This window comes from Bacillus shivajii, from assembly GCF_020519665.1.
In the GTDB taxonomy this organism is placed as follows: domain Bacteria; phylum Bacillota; class Bacilli; order Bacillales; family Salisediminibacteriaceae; genus Bacillus_CA; species Bacillus_CA shivajii.
In genome coordinates this window covers 1,753,851-1,779,930 of the sequence record NZ_CP084703.1, presented here as the reverse complement: position 1 = coordinate 1,779,930, position 26,080 = coordinate 1,753,851, and the positions used below count along the sequence as shown (strand labels likewise).

Annotated in this window: 25 protein-coding genes; 1 reads left to right on the top strand and 24 read right to left on the bottom strand. The window is 37.6% G+C overall.

Annotation, left to right across the window (positions count from 1 at the left end):
• Positions 1-10: 10 nt before the first annotated feature.
• Together dapB and LGQ02_RS08665 are read right to left on the bottom strand one after the other, a co-directional pair.
• Complete coding sequence (gene dapB / locus LGQ02_RS08670; RefSeq protein ID WP_319003524.1) at positions 11-805, bottom strand: 4-hydroxy-tetrahydrodipicolinate reductase; 795 nt, start codon at positions 803-805, stop codon at positions 11-13.
• The gene (locus tag LGQ02_RS08665; protein ID WP_226517785.1) at positions 798-1,148 is read right to left on the bottom strand and encodes a nucleotide pyrophosphohydrolase; all 351 of its coding nucleotides are present in this window, start codon (positions 1,146-1,148) and stop codon (positions 798-800) included. The genes dapB and LGQ02_RS08665 overlap by 8 nt, the downstream gene beginning before the upstream one ends.
• Positions 1,149-2,099: 951 nt before the next feature.
• Between LGQ02_RS08665 and LGQ02_RS08660 the strand changes: the two genes are divergently transcribed.
• On the top strand, positions 2,100-2,915 hold the full coding sequence (locus tag LGQ02_RS08660) for a YitT family protein (protein ID WP_404802418.1): 816 nt from the start codon (positions 2,100-2,102) through the stop codon (positions 2,913-2,915).
• A gap of 77 nt (positions 2,916-2,992) precedes the next feature.
• Here LGQ02_RS08660 and LGQ02_RS08655 read toward each other — a convergent pair whose 3' ends face one another.
• The 22 genes from LGQ02_RS08655 to aroC form a co-directional block, all read right to left on the bottom strand.
• The gene (locus tag LGQ02_RS08655) at positions 2,993-3,676 is read right to left on the bottom strand and encodes a zinc metallopeptidase (protein ID WP_226517783.1); all 684 of its coding nucleotides are present in this window, start codon (positions 3,674-3,676) and stop codon (positions 2,993-2,995) included.
• An 83-nt stretch (positions 3,677-3,759) separates the two neighbouring features.
• Positions 3,760-4,575: a sporulation protein YpjB gene (locus LGQ02_RS08650; protein ID WP_226517782.1), complete on the bottom strand. Its 816-nt coding sequence runs from the start codon at positions 4,573-4,575 to the stop codon at positions 3,760-3,762.
• A gap of 59 nt (positions 4,576-4,634) precedes the next feature.
• Positions 4,635-5,246, bottom strand: a complete 612-nt coding sequence (locus LGQ02_RS08645) for a lipoprotein heptaprenylglyceryl N-acetyltransferase LhaT (protein WP_226517781.1) — start codon at positions 5,244-5,246, stop codon at positions 4,635-4,637.
• A gap of 293 nt (positions 5,247-5,539) precedes the next feature.
• Complete coding sequence (locus LGQ02_RS08640) at positions 5,540-6,352, bottom strand: menaquinol-cytochrome c reductase cytochrome b/c subunit (RefSeq protein WP_226517780.1); 813 nt, start codon at positions 6,350-6,352, stop codon at positions 5,540-5,542.
• 32 nt (positions 6,353-6,384) lie between these two features.
• A complete protein-coding gene (qcrB, locus tag LGQ02_RS08635; RefSeq protein ID WP_226517779.1) occupies positions 6,385-7,056 on the bottom strand; it encodes a menaquinol-cytochrome c reductase cytochrome b subunit in 672 nt (223 codons plus the stop codon).
• An 18-nt stretch (positions 7,057-7,074) separates the two neighbouring features.
• On the bottom strand, positions 7,075-7,575 hold the full coding sequence (locus LGQ02_RS08630) for a Rieske (2Fe-2S) protein (RefSeq protein WP_226517778.1): 501 nt from the start codon (positions 7,573-7,575) through the stop codon (positions 7,075-7,077).
• A 259-nt stretch (positions 7,576-7,834) separates the two neighbouring features.
• A complete protein-coding gene (locus LGQ02_RS08625; RefSeq protein ID WP_226517777.1) occupies positions 7,835-8,311 on the bottom strand; it encodes a YpiF family protein in 477 nt (158 codons plus the stop codon).
• Between the two features lie 217 nt (positions 8,312-8,528).
• Positions 8,529-9,077: a ReoY family proteolytic degradation factor gene (locus LGQ02_RS08620; protein WP_226517776.1), complete on the bottom strand. Its 549-nt coding sequence runs from the start codon at positions 9,075-9,077 to the stop codon at positions 8,529-8,531.
• A gap of 143 nt (positions 9,078-9,220) precedes the next feature.
• Entirely contained in the window at positions 9,221-10,270 is a 1,050-nt protein-coding gene (locus tag LGQ02_RS08615) for a hypothetical protein (protein WP_226517775.1), read from the bottom strand.
• 405 nt (positions 10,271-10,675) lie between these two features.
• Positions 10,676-11,953 carry a tetratricopeptide repeat protein gene (locus tag LGQ02_RS08610; RefSeq protein ID WP_226517774.1) on the bottom strand — a complete coding sequence of 426 codons (1,278 nt, stop codon included), beginning with the start codon at positions 11,951-11,953 and terminating at the stop codon, positions 10,676-10,678.
• Between the two features lie 691 nt (positions 11,954-12,644).
• Positions 12,645-13,541: a hypothetical protein gene (locus LGQ02_RS08605; protein WP_226517773.1), complete on the bottom strand. Its 897-nt coding sequence runs from the start codon at positions 13,539-13,541 to the stop codon at positions 12,645-12,647.
• A gap of 90 nt (positions 13,542-13,631) precedes the next feature.
• The gene (aroA, locus tag LGQ02_RS08600; RefSeq protein WP_404802388.1) at positions 13,632-14,927 is read right to left on the bottom strand and encodes a 3-phosphoshikimate 1-carboxyvinyltransferase; all 1,296 of its coding nucleotides are present in this window, start codon (positions 14,925-14,927) and stop codon (positions 13,632-13,634) included.
• A 9-nt stretch (positions 14,928-14,936) separates the two neighbouring features.
• Positions 14,937-16,040: a prephenate dehydrogenase gene (locus tag LGQ02_RS08595; RefSeq protein ID WP_226517771.1), complete on the bottom strand. Its 1,104-nt coding sequence runs from the start codon at positions 16,038-16,040 to the stop codon at positions 14,937-14,939.
• An 11-nt stretch (positions 16,041-16,051) separates the two neighbouring features.
• The gene (gene hisC / locus LGQ02_RS08590) at positions 16,052-17,134 is read right to left on the bottom strand and encodes a histidinol-phosphate transaminase (RefSeq protein WP_226517770.1); all 1,083 of its coding nucleotides are present in this window, start codon (positions 17,132-17,134) and stop codon (positions 16,052-16,054) included.
• Between the two features lie 41 nt (positions 17,135-17,175).
• Complete coding sequence (gene trpA / locus LGQ02_RS08585) at positions 17,176-17,973, bottom strand: tryptophan synthase subunit alpha (protein ID WP_226517769.1); 798 nt, start codon at positions 17,971-17,973, stop codon at positions 17,176-17,178.
• Positions 17,970-19,796, bottom strand: coding sequence for a tryptophan synthase subunit beta (gene trpB / locus LGQ02_RS08580; RefSeq protein ID WP_226517768.1), 1,827 nt, complete (start codon positions 19,794-19,796; stop codon positions 17,970-17,972). Before trpB ends, trpA begins: the two co-directional genes overlap by 4 nt.
• Positions 19,793-20,569, bottom strand: a complete 777-nt coding sequence (trpC, locus tag LGQ02_RS08575; RefSeq protein WP_319003523.1) for an indole-3-glycerol phosphate synthase TrpC — start codon at positions 20,567-20,569, stop codon at positions 19,793-19,795. The genes trpB and trpC overlap by 4 nt, the downstream gene beginning before the upstream one ends.
• Positions 20,566-21,573, bottom strand: a complete 1,008-nt coding sequence (gene trpD, locus LGQ02_RS08570) for an anthranilate phosphoribosyltransferase (protein WP_404802417.1) — start codon at positions 21,571-21,573, stop codon at positions 20,566-20,568. The genes trpC and trpD overlap by 4 nt, the downstream gene beginning before the upstream one ends.
• Positions 21,551-23,083, bottom strand: coding sequence for an anthranilate synthase component I family protein (locus LGQ02_RS08565; protein ID WP_226517766.1), 1,533 nt, complete (start codon positions 23,081-23,083; stop codon positions 21,551-21,553). Before LGQ02_RS08565 ends, trpD begins: the two co-directional genes overlap by 23 nt.
• 278 nt (positions 23,084-23,361) lie before the next feature.
• Positions 23,362-23,745, bottom strand: a complete 384-nt coding sequence (gene aroH / locus LGQ02_RS08560) for a chorismate mutase (protein ID WP_226517765.1) — start codon at positions 23,743-23,745, stop codon at positions 23,362-23,364.
• On the bottom strand, positions 23,742-24,836 hold the full coding sequence (gene aroB / locus LGQ02_RS08555) for a 3-dehydroquinate synthase (RefSeq protein WP_226517764.1): 1,095 nt from the start codon (positions 24,834-24,836) through the stop codon (positions 23,742-23,744). Before aroB ends, aroH begins: the two co-directional genes overlap by 4 nt.
• Positions 24,837-26,009 carry a chorismate synthase gene (gene aroC, locus LGQ02_RS08550; protein ID WP_226517763.1) on the bottom strand — a complete coding sequence of 391 codons (1,173 nt, stop codon included), beginning with the start codon at positions 26,007-26,009 and terminating at the stop codon, positions 24,837-24,839.
• Positions 26,010-26,080: the final 71 nt, after the last annotated feature.

Below are 26,080 nucleotides of genomic sequence, written 5' to 3'. Positions count from 1 at the left end.
CTCTATTTTCTTATTCAATAATATGTTCAAGGCCGTATACTAGGTGGTCAAGCTTTAGCACTGTGTCACAAGCAAGCTTTACACCGGGCATAAATGATGCGCGATTCATCGAGTCGTGGCGAATCTTAAGCGTTTGGCCTTCACCACCAAAGATCACCTCTTGGTGAGCAACAAGACCAGGTAAGCGAACACTATGTATACGTAATCCATCGTATTCTGCCCCTCTTGCGCCTTCCATCTGCTCTGTCTCTTCAGGATGCCCTTGTTGTTTTGCATCACGTACTTCGCTAATTAATTGAGCTGTTTTCGCTGCTGTCCCTGATGGGGCATCGAGCTTTCGATCATGATGTTGTTCAATAATTTCTACATCAGGCATATATCTAGCTGCCATTTGTGAAAACTTCATCATTAAAATTGCACCGATTGCAAAGTTTGGCGCAATAATCGCACCTAATTCTTTTTCTTTGGCAATCGCACTTAATTCTTCAACATCTTCATCTGTAAATCCTGTTGTACCAACGACTGGTCGTACACCATAATCAAATGCCATTAACATATGATTTTTCCCGTGTTCAGGTGTTGTTAAATCGATTAGTATGTCACAACCTGTTTCTTGAAAGCACTCTTCTATATCTTCATAAATGGGTACATCTAATGGTTCCATACCTGAAACCTCTTTCATCAGTTTACCACTGTTTTTACGATCAACGACAGCTGATAATGTGAAGCTCTCTGTTGCCTCTACCATCTTTACAGCTTCTTTTCCCATATTTCCCCTTGGTCCTGCGATTACAATTTTAGTCATGCTGTTCACTTCCTTTATCTTCGATTCTTGTCCAACGATCTTTATCTCTTGTATTAAACTTGTTCATTACTAAGTCAAAAGCTTCTTCCATGTTGATATTTAATGAGTTAGCTAAGCAAACTAAAACGAATAGAATATCACCCAACTCTTGTTCCATTGATTTGTTTTCTTCGTTATCTTTTTTCGGCTTTTCACCATAATAATGATTTACTTCACGAGCTAGTTCGCCCATTTCCTCTGTTAGTCTAGCCATCATAGCTAGTGGAGAAAAATAGCCTTCTTTAAACTGAGATATGTATTCATCGACTTCTTGTTGCATCTCTTTCATTGATTTTTCTGACATAATTTGCTTCCTTTCATTGAAAAATCTTAGAACATACACTATCATGTTAGCGAAAACGACTACCTTTGACAAATGTTTTGTAAAGGTTTTATTAATATCTTTCGCAACGCACTTACAAAAACTACGACATCAACAACTTTTTAATATGTGAATCAATTTCATAATTCAAAATAAGATGGCAAATTCCGAATGATGAGCGTGAACTTCACTTCAGACTGACGCTTTCCCGAGGGCTTGTCTTCAGCTAACTTAGGCTCGACAACTCTTCGCCTAAGTGGATCTTCAGCTCGTTGTTCCTGCGATTACTCGTCACAGATAAACAGTGCTCCTGCGCCACTACGCTTGCTCGTCGCAGCTCGAAGCAGTTCGAAGAAGTATTGCTCGTCGCTGATCCTCCGGGAGTCGCCGTCTTTAGTTACGTTCACTCCTAAACAAAACTTGGCTTTTGGGCAAGTCTTAATAAGGAACTTCGGCTAAAGTCGATCACGTCCTGTGATCAACACCGAAGCCACCACCTCCTGTGGAAGTAGCCCTAGTTGCCACAAGCTCAACTCCTATGACTAAACGTCGAGTTGCGACGAGCAAGCTTAGCAGCGCAGGAGCAACGAGTATCGGCTTCCTCGAAATCCCTTCGAGCTGCGACGGATAACCGCAGGAGCACTTATCTATCGACCATAAATTTTTAAATTCTGATAGTACAATAAAACGTACATTTAATGAAAAATTTATAATATCATTCGTTTCATTACACAAAAAAAGTAATTATGAAATTGATTCATGTCAACATTAAACTTTAATAGAGCTTTTGTAAAAGAATTGAAGCAAATTATATCTTATTTTATAATGAAGCAGTTAAATCTGTTTGTTAATACTATCATTTTTGGGGGTTTTCCTTTGATCAACTCAATTAAAATTAAAAATATTCTCTTTATATTAATTGGTACAGCGATTATGTCATTTGGACTCGTTTATTTTAATATGGAAAACAATTTAGCTGATGGCGGCTTTACCGGGATAACGTTAATCCTTTATTTTATGTTCCAAATCGATCCAGCTTATTCTAATCTCGTTTTAAATATCCCTCTTTTCATTATTGGTTGGAAAGTACTTGGTCGAAACGCCTTTATTTATACTGTAATTGGGACACTTGCTGTTTCTGTCTTTTTATGGCTTTTTCAACGATATAAATTCCTTTATATTCCCCTTTATGATGACATGACATTAGCTGCATTATTTGCCGGAGTGTTTATAGGGGTTGGATTAGGGATTGTCTTTCGATACGGCGGTACGACTGGTGGCGTAGATATCATTGCAAAATTAGGATTTAAATATTGGGGATGGAGTATGGGAAAAACCATGTTCTTATTTGATGCAGCTGTCATCACTTCTTCTCTCATTTATTTAAATTATCGTGAAGCGATGTACACATTACTTGCTGTTTTTGTTGCTGCCAAAGTGATTGATTTCATCCAACAAGGAGCCTACTCAGGGAAAGCAGCGATCATTATCTCAGATAATGCCCCTGAAATTGCTTCTGTGATTTTGCAAGAAATGGACCGCGGTGCCACTATTTTAAAGGGAAAAGGTAGCTTTACTGGAGTCGATCGCGAAGTCCTCTATTGTGTTGTCGGCAGAAACGAAATGGTTCGGTTAAAAAATTTGATAGCAAAAGTTGATCCACATGCATTTGTTACATTAGGAGATGTCCAAGATGTGATGGGAGAAGGATTCACTTTCGATGAAAATAAAAAGCCATTCGAAATCTAGTTGTAGCAAAGTGTATGATTGTAAAAGGTAGAAAGGGTGCCCCAAAAGTTTTGGGGCACCCTTTTTATAGTACTAAATTAATCATTGTTCATCGCGACATACATGAGGATAAACCTTACGAGTTCTGCTACTGCTACTAAAGCCGCTGCAACATACGTTAATGCCGCTGCATTTAGAACCTTTTTCGTTTCTCGTTCTTCATCGTTACGAATAACGCCAACAGAAACAACTTGTTCCATTGCACGGTTAGAAGCGTTAAACTCAACTGGTAATGTAACTAATTGGAATAAAACGGCAGCGGACATGAAAACAATCCCCGCTAAAAGCATACCAGTCATTTGCAAAAAGATACCTGCTAAAATTAAGAAAAACGAAATATTCGAACCGAAGTTTGCTACAGGAACTAAGGCGTGACGGAAGCGTAAGAATGCATAACCTTCTTCATCTTGCAATGCATGCCCTACCTCGTGCGCTGCAACTGCTGCACCTGCTACAGAATTACCGTAATAGTTAGATTCAGATAACCGAACCACTTTACTACGCGGGTCATAATGGTCTGTTAACTTTCCTTTTACCGGTTCAACTGAAACATCATATAAACCATTGTCGTTTAAGATCTTTCTTGCTACTTCAGCACCAGTCATTCCAGAAGATGCACGTACTTGTGAATATTTTTTATATGCACTCTTTACTTTAGATTGTGCCCACAAAGGGATTAACATTAAGATTGCGATATAAACAATAAAAGCTCCTAATGACATATAATCTCTCCTCCTATCTCTGTTATTCTTTGATTGTAATATTAATTTTAGTCAAAGATATTTAACCTGTCAACGATATTCCCTTAACGGTTTTGCCCTCTTCTCATTTTCTTTCTTTCTAATTCTTTTTCTCTTTCACCTTTGTATTTTTTCCAACCTGCATATGAGAGAACTGCAATAATTGCACCACCTATTGTAATCATCACCCAAATTAATTGGGGATCTGATACTTCATCTTCTTTTTCTTCAAAGATCGTTGAAAGTTGGAGTTCAATCGCATTAAGGTGGTCGATGAATTCTTCACTAGAAGCTCCTCTTTCCCTTAGATGGTTTAAAAATTGTATTTGCGACTCTAGTTGTGTATATTTTTCACTTTGCAAACTGACTGACCAAGCAGGTCGTACAACTTCATATCGGGAGAGAAATCGATTTAATTTTTTTTGGACATTCCCTTCTCCCGTACTTGCTGCTACCTTTACGGTCTGTAATGAATCAAACACAGGATTCTTTGTCTTGAGCCATAGAGGCTGATGAGACGTTTCATACACATCAACTAATAGACGTAGCTTTGTCGCAGCGTTTACTCTCTCATTATGAGAAAGAGAAGCTTGTACCGTCGCACCTTCTACATCTTCATAAACTGAAGTAATCACGTTTAAGTCTCTCATAGATAAGTTATTGTGTCCCGACGCCTGTAAAGTCATAAATTCATCAGAAAATACGTCTAATAGTTGATGAGCCTCTTCATAATGTCCTTCTCTTACATACTGTAAGATTTTATCACTTGTTTGATTTAACTCCCTCCATGATTGAGAGTAATCATCAGAAGCTGTTATTATTCCTGGTGATACGACCAAGGTTAATATTATAACGGAAATTAAAAATAATCGTTCAGCCATGCCTGTCCCTCCTCTTGTTCATACTAAATCTTATGAAGAGTTGGACAAGAGTAGACCTACTAGATTTTAAGTTCTCGTTTTTTTACTTTTTTATTTAGAATATACACGATTAACAAAGATATTCCGCTTAACCAAAATGTAAAGTATGCAATTTCTTGTATATAATCATGAAGAGAAGCAGAAATCCACGGATGCATCCCATAGATGTAATCAATGACATCGTTATGAATCGTCCATATTGCTACAACAACGAGGTGCCAAGGTTTGATTCGGTAAAATGGTGCATAAAGAAGACCTTGTATAGCCATTCCTAAATGAGAGAAAATTAACATGTATTGTTGCCATACTAACGTGTCCCCAGCCCATGCTCCAGCAACGATCATAACGACAGCCCACACACCATACTTAAACAAAGTAACCGCTGCAAACGCTTCTATAAGTGGCATATTCTTCTTTAAAAAGATAAAGGCAAACAAAACGATACAAAAAAACAAACTAGCAGTCGGACTATCTGGAACGAAAATTAAAAAGTGTGTCGGTGTAATAGCCAATTGATTTGCATACCATATGTACCCATAAATCGTCCCGAAAACATTAACAACAAATAGTAATATTAAAAAATAACGGTTAATTAATAGCTGCATAAATTCTTCATATATATTGAGTTTCATGTCTAGTCATCTTCCCTCTTTTAATTTTCCTATCATTTTTGAAATATGTATGAATTTATCTTATTAAAACGTCAATTATAAAGCAAATAATCGTATGTCATGTTTTAAAAAAACTTACAAAATGTCAGCTGTACTGACCGAGTGGGACTTAATAAACATGTACCATATTGCCATTGCTTTTGTCGCTTATATCTAAAGCTGGGGAAAACTTTGACCGTCCTCCCCCCCCCGTACAAACTTTTATAGGACCAAAAGAAAAACTGACTGATAAAAATCAGTCAGTTTTATTAGATTTATTCCTCATCGCCTTCGTCGTCACCATTACCATTTGGTGCTTGGCCGTCATTAGCGATAAATTCAGCTAGAGTTTCTAGCTCTTCATCCGTACCTTCGAACTCTCCACCAGGCATTGCAGTACCTTCAATACCATTAATGATGATATCCATTACTTCATCTTTATCATAGTCACTTGGAATAATAGGAGGCCCTGCTGCTCCACCTAGCATATCACCACCGTGACAAGCGATACATGAATCTTGTGTTAAGTATATTTCATACCCTAAAGCTGATTCATCAATTTGAACATCATCAACAATTGCCCCTTGTTGTGCTGCAGCTTCCCAATCATGCTCATCAACTGATTCCCAAGTTAAGAAGATGATTGAAATAACACCTAACAGCATTAAGCCGCTTGCAATTGGACGCTTAATTGGACGTCGTTCGGTACCACGGTCCAAAAACGGTGCTAACAATAGTGCACCGAAAGCAATACCAGGAATAACAACTGCTCCAATTACTGTGTAACTACCAGCAGCATATTCGTACTTTAATAGTTGATATAAGAATAAGAAATACCAGTCAGGTAATGGTATGTAACCTGTATCTGTAGGATCCGCAACCCTCTCTAGAGGGGCTGGATGCGCAACTGTTAAACATAAATATCCAATTAAGAAGACGGCACCAACCATCCATTCTTTTAATAAGAAGTTCGGCCAGAAAGCTTCTGTCTTATGAGGATATTCGGAATAATCTTTTGGTATATTTGGCTTTCGTTCAGCTGGAATACGTGAGTCTCCAACGAACTTCATACCTTTTCCGCGCTGCATAGCTTTCCCTCCTTTTCACATCTAGCTCCATCTTACAATGGACCAGAAATACCTTGCTTACGAATCATGTAGAAGTGAGCTCCTAATAAACCAAGTAAAGCACCCGGTAAGAAGAATACATGAATCGCAAAGAATCGTGTTAGAGTCTGAGCCCCAATAATATCACCACCAGCAAGTAGTGTCTTTGCAAAGCCTCCAACAATCGGAGCAGCTTCAGCGATTTCAAGCCCTACTACCGTTGCGAAATAAGCTTTCATATCCCAAGGTAATAAGTATCCTGTAAACCCTAAGCCTAACATTACAAAGAATATCAATACACCTACGACCCAGTTTAATTCGCGAGGCTTTTTATATGAGCCTGTGAAGAAAACTCGTAGTGTATGAAGGAACATCATAACAATAACTAAACTTGCCCCCCAGTGGTGCATACCACGAACAATGACACCGTGCGTTACTTCATTTTGCAAGTAATATACGGATTCATATGCGTTTACAATGTCTGGAACATAATACATCGTTAAGAACATCCCAGATAAGATTTGGATGACAGTAACAAAGAACGTCAATCCACCAAAACAATAAACAAATGCAGAGAAATGATGGGCAGGGTTTACGTGTTCAGGTACTTCATGATCTGCAATATCACGCCACATTGGTGTAATATCTAAACGTTCATCTACCCAGTCATATAATTTTTGAAGCATTGTATTGCGCCCCCCTTTCTATCGTCGTTGAATAATGCCTCCAAGGTATACTTCTCCATCTCGAACTTCAATCTCATAAACGTCTAATGGACGAGTAGGCGGCGTTCCAGGGACGTTCACACCGTCCTTTTCAAAGCGCCCAAAGTGACATGGACAGAAGAACTGGTTCGGGTGATCATCAGTATCCCAGTTAACTGTACAACCTAAGTGTGTACAAATTGGAGATAACGCGACAACCTCATTGCCTTCTTGATAAACCCATGCAGCTCTTGTCTGCTCAGACGTATACCATGCATCCTCAATTTCAAGACTAAAATCAAAACGTTGAGGTTCATTTGTAAGTTCATCTACTGATGCGACGCGTACAAACTCTGTCTCGTCACCAGCTTCTAGTGCAGGATCCAATGCAAATCGCACCATAGGACTTAACATACCGGCAGCCATAAATCCGCCAACTCCCGTAAGTGTATACGTTAAGAATTGACGTCTTGATACTCGGTGTTTTTTCTCTTCGCTCACGACCTTCCCTCCTCACTTGCATTTCTCTTTATAAATTGACACACAAATGTGATACTAAGACATACTCATGATAGCCCATCAAATCTACGTATGTCAACAAAATCAACAAGCTTTTCACAAGAAAAGTGTAACTTGTCTGCTCGAACACTTAAAACCTCGCAAATTCGCAATATTTGTCAAAGATTACCGAATCAAATTTTCAAAGTAAACCTACTTGATAAAATTATAAAACCCGTAATAAAGTTGCTGCCTTTTTCTTTTATGAACGATCCCTTGGATCCTCTTGCCATTTATTGGTTATTAATGGGAGGATTTGTTTCATTTGTTGGTCAATGATTTGTTTTACATATTTATCATCCATTGACTCTAGAGATAGCGATGGGATCCATATTAGCATATCCGTTAATGAACCTTCGTGCTTTTTCCAATCACCATCAGACGTTACATATACGATATGTTTGAACCCATTTTCAAAAAGGTGAAGATCCCAATCTTTTAGGCGTTGAACTCGTTGATCATCATCTTCGCTTTTCAAATATGTAAAAGGCATCATTTGGAAAACGCGCCCTTTAAACTGACGCTCTAATTCATCGACTAAAATTGCTGTGAATTCTCCCATTGATACGACACCTTTAGGATCTTTCCCCCACTCAACTGGCACAAGAGGAATGACTGCTGTATCTACATATTCCTTTGCTTGCAAATACATGTCCATTTGTTCTGTTGTCCATTTCAAAGCTGCTCTCTCCTTTACTTATGTACATAATAAGAAAACATATTCTTTATTCGTCTATAGTATATCACTTTTCCGCCGAAAGTTAGAATCAAATTAGTCTAAGTTATATAAAGAAAACTTATGTGTTGGCAAGCTGTATCTTATAGCTTAATGATAAGGAATGTCTTTTAAAATACATGAATGATCTTGATATTTTAAGGGCAAAAGGAAAGCCCATTTAAGGATGGGCTTTTAATTGCTGATATTTTTTTGCTAACTTATGAAAGGTTCGTTCATCGCCATCCAATAAAGCTTGGTCAATTTCACGTTCTAATACGTTAAGCTCATACATTTTAATTGAGTGATCCAATACCATCTCTGCAAAAAGACTTTGTAAACTCGCCTCTTCTTTATTAATTGGAAGGTATGGGTTCTCCTCTAAAATAGCTAAATATTGAGGTGAGGAATGCTTTCCTTTGAAGTTAAGCTGAATATAGATGTCTTCATTTCGGTTTAGTCGAATATCATGAAATGATTTTTCCGCATCCATCGTTACATGCTGATTCTTATGAAATGCAAAAGGGACACTCTCAACATCATTGGCTGAAATCAATAACGCTTTCGGGCAATATTCTGCCTTTTCTACGAAGTGAACACGTTCCATCAATACATCATCACTAATTAAAAAATTAAGTAGCCACGCGCACTCTCTTCTTTTGAGTTGGTATTGATCTAAAAACCACTTTAGAAAATCACGTTTCTCCATTACTGGAATAGGATTGTTCACCAATATCCCTCCCTCTCATTTTTTTCATACCTGAGGAAGACTCATCACACGTTGTTCTTGGCGGACGATAGAAGTAGAACCATTTCATAGTCTCTATTTTATATTATATATTCACCAAAAGATAAAAAAATCCTTTATTTGTTTCACATAAAATTAAATTTTTTATGCTTTTTCCTATGATTCTCACCTTTACGTTGCAACGTATAATATACTTGTCCATCGATGACTGTTTCTTTTAAAAACTGTTGGTAAACAAGCATTTTCAATATTCTTTTTGTAATAATGTCTTCCCTCGAGTCAAAGTAGTATTTTCGAACAAGTGGTAATAACACAGACTTAATTGTTTCTTCTTCTACTGCTATTTTTGGTTCCAAAGCAAATATAAGCATATTTAATAAATCCTTAATATTTGGAATGGCACGTTTGTAAATATTTATATAACATCGGTTTAAGCGCTCAAGCATCTCATTTACCGAGTAGCTTTGTCCTTTTTCCCAAGCTTTTGTAACAGATAACGTTGTCCCTTCAGTAATCCACCCTTGTTCAAAACAAAAATCATAAAGTAAAGAGAGTTTATCAGGGTAAGTATCGAAGTGTCTACCGTAGCCAAAACGCCATTTTTCATCAGGTAATTGTTCGTTTTGAGTCAGCTCACTTAATAATAACATTAATTCTCTTTTATAAATTGTTTTTTTCTTCGTTAACCGAACATTTCTATCTGAAACAAAGTCCATAAATGTGAAAAGGTCATCTATAAAAGAAATATCATGGTCATCGTCTGATGGAATAAACAGAGATGTCTTTTGTAGTTCATTTTTATAATGGTGCTTGATCCAGTTTTCTAGTTCTTGAGGTAACATCCACCCATATTTATCCTCAAATAACCAGCCAGTCCTTTTTAAATTACCTAGGTCATCGATCAAACACTTTCTTTCCTCTTTCTGATAAAAAGAAAATAACTCCTCAATTTGATACGAAAGTGCTGGACGAAAAGCCATGTACGTAAGTAAGTTCCTCTCCCGATCCAATCTTTCGTTCCATGATTTCGATATGTAGTCGGGGCATAAAAGTTTTTGAACAATCTCTTCGGTTAATTGTTGTTTCGAATGAACATTACAAGATATCGATAACGATTTTTTCCGTTCTATAAGCTCATTATGGGGTTGTGACAATAGGATTTGCGTGAGGTTCATTTCGATCACTCCACACCTTTTTCTTTTAGGATGTGTCAATCATGAAAATAGTATGAAAAGCAATTTTTTCTGTTGTCCAAGACTTACCTGTACATCGATGCACTCTTTAGTCGCGACGAGTAAACGCAGGAGAAGTTCGAAGCATCTTCGTGAAGATCATGCTCGTCGCTGGAGTCGCCACCTACCGTCTCTTCATATTTATAAAAACAACAACCTATGTTAATTGAGCCTATAAAAAGCAAAAAAGCTGACACACCTTTTTAAATGCGTCAGCTTAGTACTATTTGTTTATTTGTAATACTGGCTAAAAGTCCTTGTCATTGCAAATACCGGCTCTAGCCCGTCCTTGGTAATACAACTACACCTCCACCTTCGCCAAAAGGCTGGGCTATCACCAAGTTTTCTTTACATGTCATTTTGCTTTAGTTGGATTATTCGTTCTTCGATATCATATCTTTCAGGCTCTAGAGAGAGTAGTTTCTCTAATATAGAGATGCCCTCTTTTTTCTTTCCTACTTCTAAATATGCAAATCCTGCTTCTTCAAGAAGTGTGCTGTCTTGATCATCACCATCTTCAATCGCCTTCTCATACGCTTGAACAGCACCATCTAAGTCATCCGTCTCATATAGAGCTTTCGCCTTATAACGTTCAAATAATGGGTCATATTCACCGTAATCATCAAGAAACTCCATTAAATCAAGAACATCTTCATAATCTTCTTCTTCCATAAAGTAGACAAATAGCTCTTTAACCGCTGAGACATTCGAAGGGTTTAATGCAATAACTTTTTGTAAAAAGTCTTTTCCTGCTTCACCATTCCCTTTTAAGAATTGCACTTTAGCCATTTCCAAGTACAGGTCTTCATTGAATTCATCTCGTTTTAGCCCTTCTTGCAGTATATCTAGAGCTTCATTTAAAAAGCTTTGTTCTCTAAGCGCTTTACCTAAATATGGATACAACGTCGTAAAATCTGGATCTAGATCTTTTAATTGTATTAACTGCTTTGTTGCTGTTTCATAATCTTTGACTTGTAAAGCAGTAATACCGAATCCAAATAACCCTTCTGGAGTTTCTTCCTTACCTAATCCTTGCTGATAATAATCTAACGCTTCTTCAAATTGACCTGTGGCACTATAAGCCTCAGCAATTCGTAAGGCCGGGTTCAGAGGGTGATCTTGAAGAAACTTCTCATTATGAACCACTTTTTTAAAGTATGGAATCGATTGTAAGTAATCACCTCGGTTTAAGTAAAACTCTCCGAGTCCATATTGTAAAACAGGCTCTTCAGGAGCAAGCTTTTGTGCTTGAATTAACTTTTGCTCAGCAACTTCTTCTAAACCTTGGTTTTGGTATATATCAGCAAGTAATAGCTGCGCTTGTAAAAAGGCAGGGTCATCTTCCTTTATTTCTGATAACATTTCAATCGCTTCGTCTTCTTTTCCAAGTTCTCCATAACATTCTGCGGCAAAAGCAAAAAGCTCTCCATGATCTGGATATCTAAACATCAATTCTTCAATGATTTCTAGTGAGCGGTCAACTAAACCTAGTTCGTAGAAAAGTTCAGCAGCCGTTCGTTTCGTTTCATCATCCGCTTCTTTTACTAGTTTTTCAGCTTTTTGTATACCTTCTTCGCTTTTTCCTTGTTCAATTAATTGAATTGCTTCTTGTAGCTTTTCATTCATTAAAATACTCTCCCTTTATGTATTCCCATATATAAGCATGGTTTTTATTTTTGGCTACTCTGATAATAAATGTTTATGCTTGACAGCTTATGTGCTCGCTTTCACCCCAGGGCACAAGTGTGACATCCATTCAAGCTTCACTTTGTTCGCTTGCACGGTGTCTTCTTTGCACCTCTAGGCACAAGTGCGACATGCGTTCATGCTGCGCTTCACTTGCATTCACGGTGTCTTCTTTGCCGCGGGCACGGCCTCAACTTCCCAAAACTCTCAAAGTTCGTTTTGGGTGATTTTCGGCTCGTGCATTCCCGCAGGAGTCTCACACAAGCTGTCAAACTCAAAATAAAAAAATTTTCATGTCTCATGGTGCTAATAAAATTAGCATAAAAGTCTACCCTGAAAATAACCAATATCATTAATAAAAAACTTATTATTTTAATCAACTATGGTATTTGATATTCATTCGCTACAGTACTACTCGTTTCACCTCTAGGTACAAGTATGAAACGATTTTCTCACCTTTTCAATAAATAGATTGTTCTAGTATTGCCATTAAAAACCTTTATTCTACCTGTTTTTTTCATCGATACAAATTTCTAACTAAATGTTTAGCCTTTTCACTCACATTGATTACTAAATTACCTAGCGGAAGTATTATAAATGAACGACAAAAAAGGAGTCAAATGATGACTCCTTAATGTTTATCTGAATAGCGATGCACATCGTTAATTGATATCATTTTTTCCGGTATTAAATCCGTTAATTCTCTACCACTACCTTCTTCAATATCCCAACGTTTACCAGCTTTTATAACTTTACCTTTCCTGACAATAACTTCTGGTACATGTACAGGTTTTTCTTTTGAATTTGGGGGATACATCATATAATCTGCATCACTTCCCATAATTAAGACTCCTTTTTGTGGGTAAAGCCCTAACCGCATTAAAAGTAGTGGTGGAAACGGCTTCCACTTTTTCGGTAAAGATAAGTATGAATTCATTCTAAACGTCTCTACAATTTGAAGCCACGTATCTAATATCTCTTTTTTCTCTTGATCATTCGTAACATGATCTGCTGGTTCACCAATACAAAGAATTCTTTTCGGAAACATTGCTTCAACTAACCTTTGCCATGCTGTTTCTTTCATTTCATCAATTGATTGTATTTTAAGAATAATGATTGAAATACATTCTTGTTTAAGTTTTCGGATCCATGACTCTGTAACTCTTGATAAAGGTAGAGAAATAGCGATTGTATAATCAAGTGGTGATGATTTAAACGCTTCTCTCGCACGCTCAAGTACATGGTCTGTCTCACTTTCGTAATCAATGGAGATGCGTTGAATAAACGTTGTAAACCCGTATAACAACATATGCTTAATATATGATATGCCATCACCCTTCTCAAAGTATGAAATGGCTTTATCATCAATCATCACTTTTCCTGGTACGGTATAAAACTGGTCTGAGTATACCTTTATTATTTCAATTTCATTTGTAGGTACTGAAGTATACCTCACTTTTCCGTCTTCTACCCACACTTCTTTTTTTTCATCAGAGTCTGGCTGGTGAACATTAATGATATACTTCATTTCACTCCCCGCCTCTCACATATTCCTTAATGACAAGCTATGTGATTAATGACAGGGATATGTCTCAATTCAATGAAGATTCACAAAAATTTATTTTTGCTTAAGCATCTCTAGGTGTTCGAAAAATTTGGGGTACGAAACATTAATTGCCTCTGTATTAATTAACTGAACAGGCGAGTCTGAAATTAACCCACAAAGAGCCATGGCCATTCCTACGCGATGGTCTCCAAAACTGTTCACTTCACCGCCTGTTAAAGGTTTTGTTTGTCCTTCGATGATCATTCCATCGTCAGTTGCTCGTATGTTTGCCCCTAAGGCCTTTAACTGATTCACCATTGTGTCTATACGATTGGTTTCTTTCACTTTCAATTCTGCAGCATCTTTAATGACCGTCGTTCCTTCTGCTTGTGTAGCTAGAACAGCAATCGCAGGAATCTCATCAATGAGTCTTGGAATGAGATCGCCATCAATTGTTATCCCATTGAGTGAGCTTGATTTCATCGTAATCGTTGCTGTCGGCTCAAAAGAAGAGGTTTGATCATATTCGATATCCATATCGGCTCCCATTTTTTCTAATACATCAATGATCCCTGTACGAGTAGGATTGACACCAACATTATTCAATATTACTTTACTGTTTTTTGTAATCGCCCCAGCTACTAACATAAATGCAGCAGATGAAATGTCACCAGGAACATGAACGTTTGTTGCAACAAGGTCATGTCCACCTTTAATCGCCACAGTGTTCCCCGAAACTTCAACATCTACTTGAAAGGCTTTTAACATCCGTTCTGTATGGTCCCTGGAGCGATAAGGTTCTGTCACCTTTGTCGTTCCATTTGCGCGAAGCGAAGCAAGGATAATCGCTGATTTTACTTGTGCACTAGCGACTGGAGATACATAGTTGATTGCATTTAAGTTCCCACCTCGAATAAATAGTGGAGTTAATTGCCCTTGATCCCTTCCATCAATGAAAGCATTCATCATTTTTAATGGGCCTGTTACTCTCCCCATTGGACGCTTTGCGATGGAGTCATCACCCACTAGTACATTTGAAAAAGACTGTGTGGCCAATATCCCAGATAAAAGGCGTATCGTTGTTCCAGAGTTTCCAACATCAAGCACTTCCTCGGGTTCTTGTAAACCGTCTAGGCCTTTTCCATGAACAATGATCTTGTCTTCTTTTTCTTCGATGTTTACGCCTAGTTGTCTCATACAACGAATCGTACTTAAGCAATCTTCACCTTTTAAAAAACCTGTAATTTCTGTCGTTCCGTTTGCGATAGATCCAAACATGACCGCACGGTGTGAGATCGATTTATCTCCAGGAACTGTTATTGTTCCAACTAATCCTGTATTTGGTTTGTTAATGACGGTTTCCAACACATTCACCTCTTAAGTTAACTCATACGTCTCGTACATATGATCTTGTAAAATATTTTTCGCATTTTGTAAGTCATCATCAGATCGAAAACTTAATCGCAGTACCCCCATTATATCTTCACGTGATTCAATGATACGAATGTTTGTAAGACTGATTGAATGGGAAGATAAAATACTAGTAACATCAGAAATAACACCTGGATGGTCTGGTACATCTACAAATAAATCGTAAAAAGGGAGTACAGCCCCTTTCTTTTTAATTGGTAAACCATCCCGTAGGGTTTTTGCTTCAGAAAAGAAGGAATAAATGGCATCCTCATCTCCTTCTTTTAGCATAGATCGTATATCTCCCATAAGCTCACACCATTGGTCTATCATCGATAGGAGAACATCTTTATTTTGCATTGTGATATCTCTCCACATCGTTGGTGAAGCAGAAGCGATTCTAGTAATATCTCTAAATCCTCCTGCGGCTAAACTATGGACGATCGTGTCTCCTTTTGAGAGATTTTCCGTTTGATGAACGAGTGAAGCTGCAATAAGGTGTGGCATATGGCTGATCAATCCTGCATACTTATCATGTGCTTCAGGGTCTAATTGAATAAATTTAGCACGCGTTCCACGAAGCCAGTTTTGTAAAGTAATCACCTTATTCGCCTTCGTTTCAGTATATGGGGTTAAAATATAATATGCATTTTCAAAGAGCCTTTCATTCGAGGCTTCGACTCCTGTTTTATGTGAGCCTGCCATCGGATGACCGCCAATAAATGTTACTTGTCCATTATTTAATTTACTGGCTTTTTGAAAGATCGCTTTTTTCGTACTGCCCACGTCTGTAATGATACAACCATTCTTAAAAGTACAAGTTGATAACTCCTCAATGATCTTTATAGCACTTTGTACAGGTGTTGATAATATAATTAAATCAGCCTTTTCAGCCTCACTTTTAAGACTTTCACCTACTTGATCAATTACTTTTAACGAAAGTGCAAGTTTCTTTGCTTTAGCGTCTACATCAAAGCCTACGATAGTCGTATCAGGGTGTTCTTTTTTTATCGTTAAGGCAAGAGAGCCGCCGATCAACCCTAAGCCGATCAATAACACTCTTTTCGCCAATTTTTTCCCCCCTATATATGCAGTTTTTTCAATTCTTCAATGATTCGATCATTTTGGTCTGCATTTCCTAATGTAATTCGTACAGATGTTGGAAACCCTAGTGCTTCACCGTTACGTGTAATAAAACCTTTGTTTAGCAGGCGATTAAATACTTCGCTACCTGCAACCTTCAAATCAATTAAAATGAAGTTTGCTTGTGAGCGGTAATAATCATATCCAAACTCCTCGCAAAACGCTTCATATTTCTTCATTTCCGTTCTATTCTTGTTATAACAATCGTTAATAAATTGATCATCATTTAATGCTGTAAGAGCTGCACGTTGTGCAATTGTGTTCGTATTAAAAGGTTCTCTTCCTGGGTCTACTGCTTTAATTAGTTCTTCATTCGCAATTCCGTAGCCAATACGTAATGAAGCAAGTCCATATGCTTTAGAGAACGTTCTAAGAATAATTAAATTTGGGTATTGTTTCAGTAATGGCAATGTTTCTGGGTAATCTTTTGCTTCAACATACTCAAAGTAAGCTTCATCACTAATAACAAATACATCTTCTGGTACTTTTTCGATAAACGCTTTAAATTGTTCTTCATTGACATACGTTCCAGTTGGATTATTCGGATTACAAACAAACACCATCTTTGTATTTTCATCAATAGCATCAAGCATAGCGTCAAGGTCATGAACGCCATCAACTAAAGGAACTTCCTTTACTTCAGTCCCTTCTATCACTGCGTTGTGACGATATTGTGGGAAAGTAGGTGTTGCCGTTACAATATTATCATTTTTAGATAAAATAGATCGGCATAAAATAAGAATGACTTCGTCAGAGCCATTTCCGAAAATTAGTTGCGTTACATTTACCTCTAGTTTTTCTGCAACAGATTCACGTAGTTGTCTTGCATATCCATCAGGATATATTGCTAAGTCTTGAAAAGACTTTTCAATTGTTTCTTTAACTTTAGGCGAACACCCGTATGGGTTTTCATTTGAAGCGAGTTTAACCACTTCTTCTAACCCTAACTCTCTTTTCACTTCTTCAATCGGTTTCCCTGGTTGGTATGGTACAAGATCTAACATTGTTTCTTTTACTCTCATGTCTATTCTCCTCCAAGCATGTCAGTTATTGTACTATGTTATTACGAAATGAGCTCTTGTACAAATGCTTTGATTTGATTTAAGGCATTTTCTTTTTGAAAAGGAGATTGTAATGCTTCTTCCCGCTCTTCAATAACTTTTACGAGTGCACTTCCGACAATAACACCATCACACCGTTCTTGAAAGAAACGGACATGTTCACGTTGTGAGATTCCAAAGCCGGCTATGACTGGGATGTGTGTTAAAGTTTTAACTTCAGAAATCGCCTCATCGATCTTCGAAGAAAACGATTCACGTGTACCTGTTACACCGTATGAAGTAACAAAATATAAAAAGCCGTCACTTACTTTAGCAATCTCTTTCATTCGCTCTTTTGAATTAAGAGCAACTAAAGAAATGAATGTTTTATTAGAAGACTTACACTGTTCACGAATGTTGTTACTTTCTTCAACTGGTAAATCAGGAATCAAGATTCCGTCAATATCTGCCTCAACCATCAACTTTAAAGTTTCTTCTTCGCCTAACGACAAAACTGGATTAATATACGTAAATAAAATAACAGGAATCGTTAAGCCTTGCTTTCTTGCTTCTTTTACTCCTTCAATCGCTTTTTTTATATTCGTGCCTTTGTTTCTTGCTCGCGTTCCCGCTTTTTGTATAACTGGCCCATCTGCTAGCGGATCACTAAACGGAACGCCCCATTCTAGGGCATCTGCCCCTGCCTTTTCGAGCGTTAAAGCGATGTCGATTGAAACCTCAATCGACGGGTCCCCTGCCATAATATAAGGGATAAATTTATTTTCTTTTTGCTGAAATGTTTCTTCTACGAGACGGTTCATTTCTCATCTCCTCCAATTGCCCCTCTTATTGTTTGTACGTCCTTATCTCCTCTTCCAGATAAACATACGAGCAAGCTTTCATTCTCTTGTAATTGTTTTGCTCTTTTTATCGCATAAGCAAGTGCATGAGAAGATTCTAACGCTGGTAAAATTCCCTCTAGCTGACATAGCAGTTTTAATGCATCCAATGCCTCTTCATCTGTGACAGACTCGTATGCTACCCGCCCGATCTCTTTTAAATGAGCATGTTCTGGACCAATGCCTGGATAGTCTAGCCCTGCCGATATGGAATAAGGCTCAATAATATTACCTGAGTCATCTTGAATTAAATACGATAACGAGCCATGTAAGACTCCTTTTCTACCTTTCGCTAATGTCGCTGCATGTTCATTCGTCTCAATTCCTTTTCCGGCTGCTTCAACACCCGTTAACTTTACTTCGTCGCCGATAAATGGATGAAACATACCGATTGCATTACTGCCTCCACCTACACATGCGATCACTTCACTTGGGAGGTTGCCGTGTTCTTCTAAAAACTGCCCCTTACTTTCACGACCAATAATACTTTGAAAATCTCTTACCATTTTAGGATAAGGGTGAGGACCAACAGCAGAACCAATTAAATAAAATGTGTCCTCAACATTTGAAACCCAGTAGCGAATTGCTTCATTTGTCGCATCTTTTAATGTTTTTCCTCCACTATTTACTTCAATTACTTCTGCTCCTAATAACTCCATCCGAAATACATTTAATTCTTGGCGCTTCATATCTTCTTTTCCCATGAACACTTTGCACGATAGACCGAACCTTGCAGCGACTGTAGCAGAGGCTACACCGTGCTGCCCTGCCCCTGTTTCAGCGATGATTTTCGTTTTTCCCATCCGTTTTGCAAGAAGTGCTTGAGCAATCGCATTGTTGATTTTATGTGCCCCTGTATGATTGAGGTCTTCACGTTTTAAATAAATTTGCGCTCCACCTAAGCTTTCACTTAACCTGTTCGCTTTCGTTAATGCTGTCGGACGACCTGAATATTTTTTCAATTCTTGTATTAATTCATCTTGAAATTCCTCATCATTTTTTACACTTTCATACGCTTTTTCTAATTCGCTTAGCGCATACATTAACGTTTCCGGAACGTACCTGCCGCCGAACTCTCCAAATCTCCCAACGTGATCTGGGGCAGTGTATTGTTGTTTCGTTTTTGAAGTGATTGCTTCCATCTTTTCTTCATCCTTTCGTTCATTCGTTTCGATCCCTGATGAAATATCGATTCCTGTGGGGTTATAGCGATGTAATTTGCCAATATTTCTTTCATGAATTCCTCCTGCGATGAAACACGGTACACCTTGAGATTTCGCTTCATCTGTATAAGTTGGCACTTGAGTCCAATCAAAGCTAACCCCGCTTCCTCCCCAAGATGTTGTTTTTGTATCAACAACATAACCGTCAGCAACATCGCAATATTGTTGCATTTTCCGAAGGCCATCCAAATCATGGTGAATGGTTTTAAATACACCTACTTGCAATCTTTCTTTTAAATACATAATGTCTATCGGGGATTCCTCCCCATGTAATTGAATGACATCTAATTTACAAGCATTGGCAATATCAATAACCGTTTCGTTCGCTTCATTAACAAACACTCCGACTAAACGTTGTTTTTGCTTTGGAGGTGTCTGTTCTACCCACTTTTTCACATCGTTTTTTCGTACTTGCCTCTTACTCTTTACAAAAACAAAACCGATATAGTCTGCTTTTGAATGTACTGCCTTCTTATAATCCTCTTCAGTGCGCATTCCACAAAATTTAATTAAAGGGTTCATAGACTTGCTTCCTTAGTAAACCACTCGTCAATAATACCCCTCTTATTTTTTGAACGCATAAACGTCTCGCCTACTAGCATTCCGTTTGCACCCATTTCTTTTAATCTATTAATATCATTTCTCGTTTGAATCCCGCTTTCGCTAATAAATAGTGATGACTTTGGAATGTACTCACTTAAATTTTCCGATGTCTCAATTGATGTTTCAAACGTCTTCAAGTTACGGTTATTTACCCCGATAAGCTTCGGTGTCGTTACAGATAAAACATCTTCTAACTCTTGTTCATTATGAACTTCAACGAGAACGTCTAGGTGCTGCTCTTCTGCAATATTCATATATTCTTTCAACTGCTTCTTTGATAAGATTGCAGCAATCAAGAGGATTGCATCAGCTCCAATCGCTTTCGATTCAAAAATTTGCTTATCATCGATAATAAAATCCTTTCGAAGAATCGGGACAGATACGTTCTTTTTCACTTCCGTTAAATGGCTAATATCGCCTTTAAAAAATGATTTGTCAGTTAAAACTGAAATTGCATCAACATTGATTTGTTCATATTCTTCCGCAATCTTTACTGAATGAAAATCTGTACTCAAAACCCCTTTTGAAGGACTTGCTTTTTTTACTTCAGAAATAATACCTAAATCTCGATTTGGCTCTTTAAGCGCTTCGTAAAGCGACCTATGTGGATAAGGAACACTATCTGTATCGAAAGATGAAAGGTTTTCTACTTCTTCTTTCTTCTTTTCTACGATCGTATCTAAGATTGTCATTGTGCAATCACTTCTTTCTTCTCAAGTTGAAGCTTTTTTAAATGATCTAATATATTTACACCCAAATTAGCTCTTGCCATTTCAACTCCTTCAGCAATACTTTCACTTTTCCCTGCGATGTACAATGCAGCTCCAGCATTCATTAAAAGGAGGTTTGTCGCTTCTTCGGGTGCTTTTTTACGGAAAATATTTAAGATTAACTTCCCACTTTCTTGTGGGGATTGTACGAGTGTATTTTGTAATTCCCCTCGCTTTAATCCGAGACTTTCAGGTGTTATTGTGTATTCACTTATCTTGTTGTCCTTCAACTCAGTAACATAAGTTTCACCTGTAATCGTCATTTCATCAAGTCCGTCTGAACCTGTTACAAACAGCGCTCTTTTAATCCCTAAATCTTTTGAAGCTAATGCCATTTTCCTACCTTGTTCACGACTATATACACCGATGAGTCGATGTGTCGCTCCTGCTGGATTTGTTAAAGGACCTAGTAAATTAAAAATCGTTTTTACACCTATTTTTTTTCTCGCATTGGCAACTTGCTTCATTGCAGAATGATAGATAGGAGCGTATAGAAAACAAAGGTTATTCCTTTGTAACTGTTTAAGGGCCTCTTCAGATGTTGTTTGAATTGGAATTCCTAAATATTCAAGGACGTCTGCACTTCCAGTTTTCGATGATACACTTCGGTTCCCGTGTTTTGCTACAGGTATGTTTAACGAACTAACTAACAATGCAACAGCTGTTGAAACATTGTACGTCCCTATTCCATCCCCACCAGTTCCACAAGTATCTAAAACGAGCTGGTTTGGATTTATTTGAACGCTCTTTTCTTGCATACCCTTTGCAAATCCAACTAATTCATCCACGGTCTCACCTCGAAATTGAAGAACCGATAATATCGCTGCTACTTGTTCGTCTTCAATTTCTCCTTCCATCATTTGTTCGACAAGTGTTTTTGCTTCTTGCTCTGAAAGTGTACGTTTATTTAGTAAGTTCTTTAACACATTTTCCATTTTCATCTGCCTCCCCTTGTTCAAACCTTTTTTCAGCAAGTTTGACTGCGTATAATAAGGCCTTTGCTTTATTTTTCGTCTCTTCGTACTCAGCTTCAGGATTTGAATCATGAACAATTCCCGCTCCTGCTTGGATGGATACAACCCCGTCCTTTAGGATCATGGTCCGAATTGCAATACAAGAGTCAATCGCACCATTCCAACCACAATAAGCAATGGCTCCAGCATAAACACCTCTTTTTTCTTCTTCTAACTCTTGAATGATCTCTACAGCCCTTACTTTAGGGGCACCTGATACTGTCCCTGCTGGATGAGATGAAAATAGTGCTTCAAATGGCGAAACCTTTTCGCTCATCTGTCCATATACTTTAGTGATCAAGTGCATGACGTGAGAAAAATAAGTCATTGTCATAAAATCTTTTACTTGGACCGTACCTGGTTTACTTACTTTTCCGATATCATTTCTTGCAAGGTCTACGAGCATTAGATGCTCCGCTTTTTCTTTTTCATCGTTTTTTAGATCTAAAGCTAAAGCTTCATCTTCTTCTTTTGATTTTCCTCGAGGACGTGTTCCAGCAATTGGGTGGATTTCCAGTTCACCACAAGCTTCAATTTTCACGAGCCTTTCAGGTGAACTTCCGATAATTTCTTCACTTCCTAATCGTAAATAGTATAAATAAGGTGAAGGGTTTACCTTTCTCAACACACGATATAAATCAATCCCGGATGACTTTACAGGGATGGAAAATCTTTGGGATAACACAGTTTGGAACACATCTCCTGCCACAATATACTTTTTCACTTTGTTTACTTTTTCTATAAAAGAATGTTTCGTTTCATTTGATTGAACATTTAGAAACAAGTCCTCATTTACACTCGATTCCGATTGAAAGATTGAGGGTGTATTTGGTGAACCATGTTTGATCTTCTCAATTAGATTTTCGAGATGTTTAGACCCGTGATAAAAATCTACTTTCGGTTCACTTCCTACTTGTTTGTAATAAATGATCGTTAACTGTTCTTTTTCATGGTCGAAAGCCAAAATCGTTTCACAAAATAATAGACAGACTTTCGAACCTTCTGTATCATCTCTAGAAACTTTTGGCTCATAAAGGCTATACGCTTCAAATGTAAAATAACCAACTGCACCACCAGGGAATGGGATGTCCGGGATATTTGAAGATAATTGAAAATGATCGTGACATTTGTTCCAAATATCCTGCATACGATCACTTTCATAAATTTGTTGACCATCGATTGTTTCAAATGAAAACTTTCCGTTATGTTCAATCAATACGTGTGTCGGATCAATTCCTATAAATGAATAGTTTGACCAGATGGATTTTTCATCATGGCTCTCTAATATAAAAGCTGCTCGATCATCAAATAATTGAAATAATTGAATAGGGGTCGTCATGTCAGCGAAGATTGTTCGTGACATCGGAATAGTTTTGCAGTTTGAGGCATCATTAACAAACTGCTGTAGATTTTGTTCAATCACATGATTCACCTCTTCTGAGAAATCTAAGTGATTGAAGCTGGGAGATATAATAATGAGGTGTATTTTCATCAATTTAAAGCATTAAAGCGCGGAATATAAATAAAACGCCTGTCTGAGAAGACAGACGTATGCTTATTCATACATACTGCTTTTACTCAGCTCTCCTCAACTTCACTCAACTCAACTCATCTTATTTTCTAAACTAATCTAAAAAGCATCTTATAAACTAAATAAAACTTAACTAAACTAATCTTCTTTCATCTCAACTTATTGTTATCCTATCGTGATTCGCTTTTATTTGTCAAGGTTAAATCTGGTCTTAATTGCACAGCCTCTTTTAAATAAATATGTTGTATTTCGCCTTGTTTTTTCTCTGTATTAACATTACACATGACTCTAATACACTTTTGTAAACTGTTCGGAACAGGAATTTCTTGAGCACACATAACCGGAACACGTTCAAAACCTTCTATCATTCTTGTAGCACCTGCAGGAAATGTGGCATTTAAATCTTGGGTCATTGTAATAATAATATGAGAGATTTCCTCAGGTTGAACGGCATTTTTTTGAGTAATATCTTTTAATAATTCAACCGTTGCTTGTAAAATTTCTTCTTCGTCATTTTTGTTTACTGTCGTCGCTCCCCTTATCCCACGTATCAATGATCATTCTCCTTTCTACTTAACAATGTATATAACATTGTTTCATCAACTTCTTCTAAAGATGGAGATCCAACATCTTTTAATAAGACGAATCGAATGGAAGAGTATGTACTCTTTTTATCTCTCTTCATTCGTTGTATTAAACCGGACGGATGAAGTACATTAGGCACACTTGTTTCATATCCAAGCTGTTTGACATAGTTCTTAAAGGGTTTGATCGGTAATGATACTTTAAAATACTCCTCACTTAATTCTAGTGCAAACATCATACCGATTAAGACTGCTTCCCCGTGCGTCATTTCACCGTAACCTAATTCCCCTTCAATTGCATGACCAAGTGTATGCCCGAAGTTTAAAAAAGCACGTACCCCTTTTTCTCGCTCATCTTCTTCAACAATTTTCGCTTTTACAGATATCGAATCAATGAGCATGTTCGTCATTTGTTCCATCGTTAATGAATCAAATGAATGAACATTATTAAGCAACCATTGTAATAACTTAGGATCAGAAATAAAACCATGCTTTATGACTTCTGCAAACCCAGAACGCCATTCTGTTTCTGGGAGTGTTCGTAAACATTCTGGATCATATAAAACTAGAGTTGGTGCGTGAAAAGCACCAATCATATTTTTTCCTAATGGATGGTTAATTCCTACTTTCCCTCCAACACTACTATCATGAGCTAATAATGTTGTAGGTATCTGTACAAAGGGGATTCCTCGCATATATGAAGATGCAACAAAACCAGCAATATCACCTACTACTCCTCCACCTAATGCGATAATCAATGATTTTCGGTCAAGTTGTTTTTGCAAGGCAAATGTTAAAAGATTTTCGTACTGTTGTAGGGATTTTGATTGCTCTCCACTTGAAATCACATACGTAAAAACATTGTTATCGTTTGAAAAAGATTGGAGAACATCATCTAAATAAAGACTCTCAACATGATTGTCAGTAATAATTAAAATCGATGAGGGCTCATCACTTAACTGTTTTTGTAAATAACTTTTTACATGAAAACGAATCGAAGGCTTTATATATATCGGATACGTATGACTAGATGATTGAATCGTTATATTTGGTTCAGACATTTAAAAATTCCTTACCTTGTTTTGATAGTCTTCATAATGATCTTTGATATCTTCCATCGTGTCTGATCCAAATTTATCTAAAAATCCATTTGCTAGTTCCCAAGCAACTGCGGCTTCACATACAACAGCTGCAGCAGGTACGGCACAACTATCTGACCTTTCAATACTCGCTGAAAAAGGTTCTTTCGAATCAATATCAACACTTTGTAAAGGTTTATAAAGCGTCGGGATCGGCTTCATTGCACCATGAACGACAACTGGCATACCATTTGTCATCCCTCCTTCAAATCCCCCAAGACGGTTCGTCTTACGTGAAAAACCTTCAGCTTCTGAATAAGTAATTTCATCATGAACTTCGCTTCCTAACATTCTTGCAGCTTCAAACCCAACGCCTACTTCAATTCCTTTAAAAGCGTTAATGCTCATCACTGCTTGGGCAATTTTGCCATCAAGCTTACGATCATAATGGACATGGCTCCCTAAGCCAACAGGAACATTCGTTGCAACAACTTCAACGATCCCCCCTATCGAATCACCATCTTTTTTCGCTTGATCAATCGCAGCTTTCATTTTTTCAGATGCTTCTTCATCTAGACACCTTACTTCTGATGCTTCGGTTAATTCTTTCAGCTCACTTATTTTTTTATATGAACTCTCTTCAGAACGAATTCCACCTATTTCAAGAACATGCCCACAAAGTTCAATTTCGAAGTATTGTAGAATTTTTTGAGCAACTGCACCGACGGCTACTCTTACTGTCGTTTCACGGGCAGATGAACGTTCCAAGACATTTCTCATATCACGATGACGGTATTTGATTGCTCCATTTAAATCCGCATGTCCTGGACGTGGTCTCGTTAACTTTCTTTTTATTTCTTTTTCTTCTTCTTCACTGATCGGCTCTGTTCCCATGATCTTTTGCCAATGTGTCCAATCTTTATTTTCCACATGAAGGGTAATTGGGGCTCCAGTAGTTTTACCGTGTCTCACCCCACTCGTAATACGAACACGATCTTTTTCAATTTGCATTCTTCGGCCACGCCCGTACCCTTTTTGTCTTCTTTGTAAATGTACATTAATATCATCTTCCGTTAATGGTAAATGACTAGGGACTCCTTCTATAATCGCAGTTAACTCCGGTCCGTGGGATTCCCCTGCAGTTAAAAACCTCATGAAAATCAGCTCCAATTTCTTTATCACTTTTATGCGTTAAATCATTCACTTTGTTTTATTGTGATTGAACT